This is a genomic window from Chloroflexota bacterium, from assembly GCA_018648225.1.
GTDB lineage: Bacteria > Chloroflexota > Anaerolineae > Anaerolineales > UBA11858 > NIOZ-UU35.
Genome location: JABGRQ010000170.1, coordinates 1 through 9,405, shown reverse-complemented (window position 1 = coordinate 9,405; position 9,405 = coordinate 1). Strand labels below are relative to the sequence as shown.

Here is a 9,405-nt window from a genome sequence, read left to right as displayed (position 1 = left end):
GCTAACGGCGAGAAATCCCTGCGTTTTGGCATAAATTTATACCTACGCAGTTGAAAAATTCCGTTTCTTCACAGGGATTCCTCCCTCCGGTCGGAATGACATAGGCGGGTGGTTCAAAAAAAGTTTACACATTTTTGAACCACCCTGTGAAAAAACTTGAAAAAGATGTGTGAGTGCGCTATACCTCCCACACATCTTTTTCTGATAGTATCAAGTCTAATCGAGTGCCATAGAACTGTCAACTTGAGGGCAGATGGCCAGATGGCTACAGATCGTTGATCTGTGTTTGTAAACGGCTCAATCCGATCTGGATCACCTGTAATGTTTCTTGTACGTCTGTATTTTTATTGCGCTCGGCCCTTACAAAACGAGTATAGGGGGCCACAGTATCGTTGATATGCTGGAGGCTGCGTTCGATTTCTTTGTTGAAATGACCTCGCAGGGCTTTGGTCAGTTGATGGCGCATATCAGCTACTTTGGTGCGCATCTCTTTTTTGGCTTTGTTGCGCCGGGCAGGGATGATGAATAACCCCAACGCGGCCACCAATCCGGCCAGCAGAATACCAGTTACGTCGGCAGCCAAAGTTGTTGCAATCGCCGCAATTACGGCACCCAGGCCAACCGCTCCAATTTGTAATGCAGCCGTTGCCGCCACCGCGTTTTGCGCGCCTTGCGCCATATGTTGAGCTTCTTTCGTTTTATCGTATGAATCTACCACCCGGCGCGCTTCTTGACCAATGCCTTCGATCAGCCGTTCGCGGTCGTAATGGAAATTGCCCGCGCCATCGCCGCCAACAATACGGTCTTTGTGCTTGCGCCGACGGTCAGCAATATGCTCGGTGACGGCTTGCCACTGGCGCAGGTCGGCATCAACGCTCCAGTCGATCATCTCGGCAGTCTTTTTCTCAATGCGCTGTGGTACATCGCCGACAACTTGCACTTCAAATTCGCGCTGGATGCGCTCTTTCTTGATCAAATCGAATACACGCCCCAGGCGCATGGTTTCATCGAAATAGGCTTCGCCGCGTTGTTCCATTTCGTAGAGTACATTATCTACATCTGACAGGCGGAAGTCGAAGTCGCGCAGCATATCAGCGCGGTATTCGTCAAGTTGCGTTTCAACATCTTCCAGCATCTGGAAATCATCTTGCAGCAACTCCATGCGTTCGCTGATCGTTTTGAGATAGCGTTCGGTGAGGTGCTTGCCAACCCCCAACGGATTGAGGAATTTCAGGCGCAAGCGGCTGCCCTCATCCAGCGTATCGTGGATGAATTTCTCCAGTGGCTCGAAACGGCTTTCAATCCATAAATGGGGTTCTCCCTGTTTGGCCTGTAAAGCCTTGCGGGCGCTGATCGGGTAGATATCGGGCGTGATCCCCAGTAGCAGGCGCGCGTTCTCGCTCAGGAAATCCTGAATTTGGGCTAAATCATCGTCATTTTGCAGAATATCAATCTTGTTGATGATGATGACAACTTTTTTACCCCAATCGCGAATCTTCTCAAGGAACAAGCGCTCGCTCTCGGTGAAAGGCCGATCCGCGGAAGTGATGAACAACACCAGATCGGAGCGGGGCACAAATTTAGATGTGATATTCTCGTGTTCACGGATGATGGCATTTGTGCCGGGTGTGTCGACAATGCTGATTTCGTTCAGGAAATCCACCGGCGCAGTCAAAATATGCAGGTGATCATCAACGATCTGGCGATCTTGATTTTCCCCGTAGCGTAACACATTGACCTGAGTCGTGGTGGGGGTAACACCTTCTTTGAGAATACGCGTTCCTAACAGGGCATTGATAAAGGCGCTTTTACCGGCGTTGAATTCGCCCACAATAACCAGCAGAAAGAAATCATCCAATTGTTGAATCGATTCTTCCAGCGCAGTTTGATCTTCGATAGGTGCGTTCATATTTGCCAGCGTCACGCGCAAATCGCGTAACAAATTGCGTTCTTCTTTAAGTAGCGTATCTTGTTGCTTTGATAGAATTTGCATGGATAAATACCTTTACCTATCGCATATGCTTGTTGAGCAAAGGGAGATAAAAAGAACGGTATCTCAACACTTTGCTGAATGGTTTTGAACATACAGAATCAGTTGGGTCTATTGGCAACCCTCATTGGGGATCCCAGAGACCCGACAGGTTATTATAGCATCACCCGTTTGAACCATGATATACTATTGCCGCCTAAGGATTCAGGCAATTCGTTATATCATCTATGCATGCACTGAATAAAATGAGGAGTTTTCTGAATGGAACTTCAAACAACATCCTATAAGCGCTGTGATGTGCTCAAAGCTACTGGCCGTATTGACAGTCAAACCGCTCCAGCGTTGGAGCAAGCGTTTAATGCCATTGTTGATGATGGCAAGTCAGGTATTGTTTTTGATATGTCTGCGGTTGATTTCATATCCAGCCGTGGTTTGTGGGTACTGCTCGAAACGCAGAAAGCTTGTAAAAAGGAAGGCGGCAAATTAGCGCTGGTCAATGTGGCAGAAGAAATGATGGAATCTCTCGATTTGGCTGGCGTCAAACATTTTGTCGAAATCTACGCCGATCTTACAGCTGCCGTGGGCAGTTTCTAACTTGATCGCATTTTTGAATTAAAGGGCGGGGATGCAAGCTTGCGCCTCGCTCTTTTTATTCCCAGTAGCAGGTAATCTTCCCGATGCCAACGCGCAAATTTATCGGGCGTTATGAAAATCTGGCTGCAATTGGAAAATTTGTCAGCCGAATAGCCCAAAAAGCAGGCTTGGACGCGGCACAGGTTTATGCTGTGCGATTGGCCGTGGACGAAGCCTGTACCAATATTATTGAGCATGGCTATGGTAGCGAAGAACTGGGGGAAATCGAGTGCGCCTGCGATATTACGCCTAGCGGTGTTACGGTGCAATTACGCGATTGGAGCGCAGGGTTCAGCCCCGAAGATATTCCACCCCCAAATTATGCTGTGCCGTTAGAGCAATTGAAGCCACGTGGCGCGGGTTTGTATCTGATGCGCCAAATGATGGATGATGTGCAATTTCACTTTGATGCGGTTGGGGGCAACCTGCTAACGATGAAAAAGCACAAAACCGCTTCGCGCTAGAGCCACTTGCCCAATTTGGGATGCCGAATTTTAGCTCCCATCCACAGCCGTGTTGCCATAAACAAAATCACCATCATTGCCAGCAGCATAGCGGTGGCTGTACCTGTTGAAAAAATGCCATAATGCCCTTGCCATGTATGCCCCGTAATCGCGCCGAAAAAGTAGAATAGACGGTATCCAATCAGATGGTGAAGAACATACAGAAAGAGCGTTTCTTTTCCCAGAGTCCTCAGCCAACTGCTTAGTTTCAAGCCCCAGTCGATGCTTGATAGAAAATAGAGAAACGCGCTGCCTCACGCAATTATGGCTAAGTTGAAGAAGATATGCGCGGTAAATGGATAGCGATAGCCCCAATCCAGTGGAATCAGCGCCGCGGCGACCGCCAACCCCAGGCCGGTTGGCAGCATTAGCAAGGCCATGCGGTTCAACCGAGCGGGTTGATCCTGCCAATCGAGCAATCTCCGCCCCCAAAGGATGCCTGTTGGGATGAAAAACAACCAGGGCAAGAGCGGAAAATAAGCGATCGGGGGATTGCCATTTAGTATGGTTCCCATGTAACCAGGGAGAGAAATAGCATCGCCATTCTGACCGATCCATAGCAACCCGATGGTTACACAGGCCAATACCCAATCTGCCCCCCACAAGACCAACGGAGCACAGATCATCATTCCCAGACCAATGCATTGCAGCACATCAAATGCAAAAATAGCTTGCCAATTATTGCCGTTGAAAAATACAAGGAAATTGGTGATAAACCCCCATAAAAAAACCACGCCGCCTCGTTGTGCCAAAAACCAAAATGTCTGCCGGGTGGAAATCTGTTGGGGCGCGCGTTTGGCGCTGGCAAGCACCAACGAAACCCCCACCAGCACCAGAAACGTTGGCGCCGCCAATGTGCCAATAAATTCCGTTGTACGTCCCCATTTGCCTAGATTATCAGCCTCGGTCAGCCACCAATCATAGGCGTGGTCTACGACCATGCACAATAACGCCGCGCCGCGCAGGGCGTCAAGAAAGGCGAAGCGCCGGAGTGTAGCTTGTTTGGGCTGGCTGGCTACGTTTGCGGTCATTCATTATCGCGCAGTAATACCATTAGCGTAATATCGTCCTGGGGTGCAATTTCGCCCAGAAAATCGTATACGGCATCCAGAATTTCTTTTTGAATCCCCTCTGCGGATTGCTGGAGATTGGCGCGCGCGATAGCTTCAAGAGCGTCGCGTTTGAAAAGTTCCTTGTGCGTATTCTGGGCTTCGGGAATGCCATCGGTATACAAGACTAATACATCGCCAGGGAAAATTTCTACAGTATTGTGTTCCCAGGTGGCTTCTTCATCAATGCCGATGGGCAGCCCGGTTTTTTGGAGTAATTCAGTGTTTCCTTCATCGTGAGCGCGCAACAGCAGCGGCGGATTGTGCCCGGCATTGGCGTAGGTCAGCGTGCCGTTTTGTGGATCAAGGATTCCGTAGAAAGCGGTCACAAACAGGTTGGCGCGCGTGTCTTTGAGAATGCGTTCATTTGTGGCGAAGAAAACCACATCGGGTTGTAACTCGAATTCGGTGGCATACGTGCGGATCAGCGTGCGACTCAGGGCCATGTACAGCGCCGGGCCGATGCCCTTATCGAGCACATCGGCCAGCACAATCCCTACGCGCCCGCCTTCAAGAGGAATGACATCGAAGAAATCGCCCGATGTTTCCCCGGCAGGCGCTAACGTAACCGAAAGCTGCCAGCCTGGCATTTTGGGGAAAACGCTGGGCAACAGGCTGGATTGAATTTGCCCGGCTAGTTTAAGTTCTTCGCGCACGCGCTGATATTCCAGCGTTTGCTCATACACTCTGGCCTGGTTGATCGCCGAGGCAATTTGCGCGCCTAAAGCCTGCACTGCCGGGCAGAGATTTTGCAGCGCCTGACGATCCCAGGGTTGAGCCAGCGCATAGAGTTCCAGGTACACCCCCCCAAAGGTTTGTCCCGATTCCCCTTCCTTGATCGGGGAGAGAACCATCGGGTTATGGGAGTCGAAGCTATTTTGCCAGGGCAGTTCATCCTGCGCCTGGAAAATTTGCCCCTGTTCTTGATCGAGCAGCCAAGGCCAGATCGCATCCAGATCGGGCTGCCAATCCAGCGGATATTTGACCAGCGTATCTTCCGGGAAAATCCAGATCGCATAGCGCCCCGCCGGGAACATATTTGGAATATGGGCTTCAAGTATGGCAGGCAGATTTTCGGTATGGGGTGGCGCATCGATAATGGCGCGCCCCAGCCGCTCCAGGTGTTCCAGCATACGCGATTGCTGGCGGCTGCTTTCCCCAGACCAGCTTAATTGCCGCGTCAGATAGGCCACAATTAACATTCCGCTGACGAAAAACAGATAAACGGGGATGCCGCCTTCGGCGTATAAACCGGCGGCCAGGATGGCAAAAGGATGCGCCATGTGTGGCAATCCCATGGCCAGGAAGAAAAATTTCAACACAGGGTTGATCTGGTCGGAGCCAGCCAAAACACGCTGCGACCAAACTCCATAGAGCAGGTATCCGCTCCACAGCAAAATTAGCAGGGCAAAATTGAGCGCCAACAGCCCGAAAGCGCGGCTCACGGTGTCGGTGGAGAGCGGGGAAAGTGGGTACGTGCCACCGATAGCGATGTAGATGGTGAGCGCAGTCAACGAGACAAGGGTGTTTCCGGCAATATTGATCGCCAGATTGCGGTATTGGCTCCAGCGGGCGGTGTCCGAAACGGCATTGCGCCAATTGCTCCAGAACTCGAAGAGCGTTCCCAATATTGCCAGCCAGAGCAACGTGGGGCCAAAGAGCAGAATGCCCGACCATAAAATGATGCCCGCCAGTGACCCATCGGAACTGCCGTAACGATTGGCGCGTAACTCTACTATCAAGAAAAAGCGCAGATAATTGAAGATGAAAAATAATACCGCTTGTAATACAATTTCCGCGCTATGAGCACGCCAAAGTTGCCAATCGCTGATCCGAATGAGCCAGATGATTCCGGCGATTGCCAGCGGAGCGGCATATAAGAATGAAATCAGGTCGCCGACGGCAACAACCTGGCGCTCGATTTGCATGGCGTTGATTTCGGGGCGCAAGATGCGGGCAACGGCCAGCAAGAGTTTATAGCGTTTCGGGATGGTAGCACGCGGCTTGAAGAACATAGGGATATTATACCGATGTAATTGACGTTCCCAGTAAATCCCCAGACAATGCTGATTGCACACTGCCGGGATGCGTGCCGCTAAAGATCGAAATTTCCAGCCCCTGGTTTTTACCGGCCAGCGCGAGCATTGATTCTACTTTGCCCGCCATGCCGCCGGTCACATCGGTAGCCGCTGAGCCGCCCAACGCCGATGCAATGCCGGCCCAATTTTTAGGTGTGATCTTAGGGATGAGTTGCGTGCATTGAGGATAATCGCTCCACACCCCGGCATCCAGCCCGGCCAGCAGGATGCGCTCCGGGCGGAGTTCGCTGGCTAAATGTGTGAAAATATCTTCGGTGGAAAGGATCGTGCCCCCCAGGATTTCATCGAAAACGACATCGCCATTGACCACGGGGAGCAAGCCTGCCCCCAAAGCGGCGCGCAGCGGACTTAAGTTCCAGTGGGCGACGGTTCCCCGGCGCGTGGTGACCGCCCCCGAGGGGGGGAAACTCATCGCAGGCAACCCGGCTTGATGCAGCGCGTCTATCACAATGCGATTCAGCATGACCGCCTCATGCCACACTTCGGTGAAACCGCGCCAACCTTCAGCCGAGTCCACGCCCTGGCGGGTTCCGTGACGTTTGGCGGGCACGTGTCCAAACGAGCCAGAGCCGTGCCCAAGAATCAAGCGCAAATTCGGATCCGCAGCCAACGCGGCGCGGATTTCATCGGCCAACCGCGCAATCACATCCAGCCGTGGTGTGCGTGGCTGCTTTTTGTCGGTGATTAACGACCCGCCGAGCTTCAGGAAGATGAGTTCAGACATGGGCTGATTGTAGTGGATGGGGTATGGGGGGTCAAGATGTAACTAAAGTGACAGTCACCTTTGCTTCCTGCGCTCCGTTTGGAAGTGCTCCGCGAAGGTGATGGTCACTTCAGTTGCAGATACGCGTGTACAAAGACTTGATAAGCCTCAGGGCTTTCGAAGTTTTTCCGAATGAATGCCGCATCTATCAGCGCTCCATTCCGTTTGCCAAGCCACTCTAAGTAGTTCGAATAAGGCCAGTTTTCAGGGTGTTCTACAAAGCCGTCTTTGACCGGATTGGCATGAATATACCGGCAAAGATGTAATAAATGGGCCTCATTATCTACTAATTTGGCCTGATAACGCCGCTCGAAAAGTGTGCCGCTGTGCCCGTAACGTTTGTTGTAGGCCTTGGTATATCCATTGAATATGCGTTGAACGAGTAAGCCTGCGGCGTATTCACCCTTTTGATGTACCAGAAAATGGTAATGATTGGGCATCAGGCAATATGCAATGATCGAAAGCTGAAGTGCTTTGCTATAGTGTTTGGCTTTGCGTAGCACATAAAGGTAATTGGTTTTTTCGTGAAAGAGGGGCGCCTTTTGCACGCCGCGATTGTAGATGTGATAATACGCGCCGGGCTGCCAAACAAGTGTGTCTTTACGGGCGTGGGGCATGGTGATTTCCGGCGTTAAGGTGACAGTCATCCTACTTCCGGCGCTCAGTCCGAAAGCCCTTCGGAAGATGACTGTCACCCGCTCCTGCTTGCCGATCTACGCCTTCTCAAATTCAATGGTTTCCAACACCTGCTTGAACTCTTTGCCCGGCGTGAAGCGCGGCAGCACGTTGAGAATATCATTTGTCGTAACCGCTTCGGGCGTGTCGGAGCCTTGGGTTTTGATGCGCAGCCAAAACGAGCCGAAATCGCCAAGACGCACCACGTTACCCGCAGCCAACTCTTGGGGCAGCACGGCCAGCAGCCCTTCCAGCACGGCCATTGTATCCACCGTGCTGACGGTAGAAATCTCGGCGATGCGTTTGGATAGAGTACGTAATTTTACGTTGCCGCTTTTGACAATCGAAGGGTAATACTTGGGCGCAGCTTCAGGATCGCCGGGCTTTTTGCGGGATATAGAATTATATTTGACGCTCATGAAATGACCTCCTGGGGGGGCAATAGGTGACAGTCACTTTGCGCAGCACTTCCGAGCGGAGTGTTGGAAGAAAAGTGACCGTCACCTACCATAGCTGGTTTTCGGGGGGATATTGGATATTCTCTCCTTTGAAACCAATAATTGAGTAGGATGTTGCAATTATACAGCAAGTTTTATGCGAGTATCAGAGACATTTGTACTTTATTCCCAGCGCGACGAAACAGCACAGCGCTTGAAAGCTCTGCCCGGAGAGTTGCAATCCTCCGGGCGGAGAAAAAAATCGACCGGGCGGACGATTTACTTTCCGTCCGTTAGGTGACAGTCACTTTTGTGAAGTGACTGTCACCTAAATGCGTCAAAAGCTTGCCCATATCCTTGCCCTGTCATATAATGTTGCGCAATTGCACTCATCATCACAGATACCCACTTCGCTGCCCTGACACCTGATGCCTATCACATCCAACGGAGGATAAGATGTCGCCAAACACTCACTCACGCGTAGATTTCGCTCACCCGGGGGGAAGAGCATGAAAGCGCCGCATCGATTCATCATCATTACCATATTGCTGCTGGCATTCAGTTTGCTGTTTAGCCCGCAGCCAGCCCGCGCTCATTTGGACTATAAACACTATATTCCCCCTCAGGCCAATTTTCACAATTCAAGTGGAGCTCATTACCTATTTCTCTCTACGCCATCAACCACTGATGTGACAGTAACTGTGGAATGGGGAGATGGCTCACCAGTTGGAGGGGGCACATATACCGTGCGAAACAACTCACCACAGCAAATTCTAGTTAATGGCAACCTTCTAGATGGTGACACAAGCCTAAATCAAATTACTACAGCAGGCTTAATTATTTCTGCCGATGCGCTAATTTATGCGAATATACGCCATCAGGTTGCATCCCAAGGAGCTTCGTTAACTGCTAAAGGTTACGCAGCTTTGGGGACTCGCTTTCGGGTTGGGTTAATGCGAAGCGTTGATTCTTCATCAAACTCAAGCTGTGGAAATTTTATTTCCGTCATGGCATCCGAGGATAACACCACTGTAAATTTTAGCGATATCAAACAAGGTGTCATATTCCAAGGTACGAGTTCATCTGGTTCTCCACAGACAACCGATTCGTTCAACGTGATTTTGGATGCTGGAGAATCTTATACTTTTGTTTCGCCAAAAGTGGCGTAATTGACTAAAAAAGAACCGCAAAAGAGC

Annotated in this window: 9 protein-coding genes; 3 read left to right on the top strand and 6 right to left on the bottom strand. The window is 50.9% G+C overall.

Translation table 11 applies throughout. The features are described from left to right. Positions 1-265 precede the first annotated feature (265 nt). Positions 266-1,993 carry a GTP-binding protein gene (locus HN413_15670; protein ID MBT3391837.1) on the bottom strand — a complete coding sequence of 576 codons (1,728 nt, stop codon included), beginning with the start codon at positions 1,991-1,993 and terminating at the stop codon, positions 266-268. 258 nt (positions 1,994-2,251) lie between these two features. Between HN413_15670 and HN413_15665 the strand changes: the two genes are divergently transcribed. Together HN413_15665 and HN413_15660 are read left to right on the top strand one after the other, a co-directional pair. Then, complete coding sequence (locus tag HN413_15665; protein MBT3391836.1) at positions 2,252-2,584, top strand: STAS domain-containing protein; 333 nt, start codon at positions 2,252-2,254, stop codon at positions 2,582-2,584. Positions 2,585-2,667: 83 nt separating this feature from the next. Further along, positions 2,668-3,087, top strand: coding sequence for an ATP-binding protein (locus HN413_15660; GenBank protein ID MBT3391835.1), 420 nt, complete (start codon positions 2,668-2,670; stop codon positions 3,085-3,087). 293 nt (positions 3,088-3,380) lie between these two features. On the opposite strand, the gene HN413_15655 is transcribed toward HN413_15660, so the two are convergent. The 5 genes from HN413_15655 to HN413_15635 all read right to left on the bottom strand — a co-directional run bounded on the left by HN413_15655 (position 3,381) and on the right by HN413_15635 (position 8,191). Continuing rightward, complete coding sequence (locus tag HN413_15655; GenBank protein MBT3391834.1) at positions 3,381-4,157, bottom strand: DUF1624 domain-containing protein; 777 nt, start codon at positions 4,155-4,157, stop codon at positions 3,381-3,383. Further along, positions 4,154-6,250, bottom strand: a complete 2,097-nt coding sequence (locus HN413_15650) for a PP2C family protein-serine/threonine phosphatase (GenBank protein MBT3391833.1) — start codon at positions 6,248-6,250, stop codon at positions 4,154-4,156. The genes HN413_15655 and HN413_15650 overlap by 4 nt, the downstream gene beginning before the upstream one ends. Before the next feature lie 7 nt (positions 6,251-6,257). Beyond that, positions 6,258-7,058 (bottom strand): isopentenyl phosphate kinase family protein, encoded by an 801-nt coding sequence (locus tag HN413_15645; GenBank protein MBT3391832.1) that lies wholly within the window; start codon positions 7,056-7,058, stop codon positions 6,258-6,260. A gap of 104 nt (positions 7,059-7,162) precedes the next feature. After that, positions 7,163-7,744: a transposase gene (locus HN413_15640; protein ID MBT3391831.1), complete on the bottom strand. Its 582-nt coding sequence runs from the start codon at positions 7,742-7,744 to the stop codon at positions 7,163-7,165. 66 nt (positions 7,745-7,810) lie between these two features. After that, positions 7,811-8,191 carry a DNA-binding protein gene (locus HN413_15635; protein ID MBT3391830.1) on the bottom strand — a complete coding sequence of 127 codons (381 nt, stop codon included), beginning with the start codon at positions 8,189-8,191 and terminating at the stop codon, positions 7,811-7,813. A gap of 527 nt (positions 8,192-8,718) precedes the next feature. On the opposite strand from HN413_15635, the gene HN413_15630 reads away from it, so the two are divergent. Further along, the gene (locus tag HN413_15630; protein ID MBT3391829.1) at positions 8,719-9,378 is read left to right on the top strand and encodes a hypothetical protein; all 660 of its coding nucleotides are present in this window, start codon (positions 8,719-8,721) and stop codon (positions 9,376-9,378) included. The last annotated feature ends 27 nt before the right edge of the window (positions 9,379-9,405 follow it).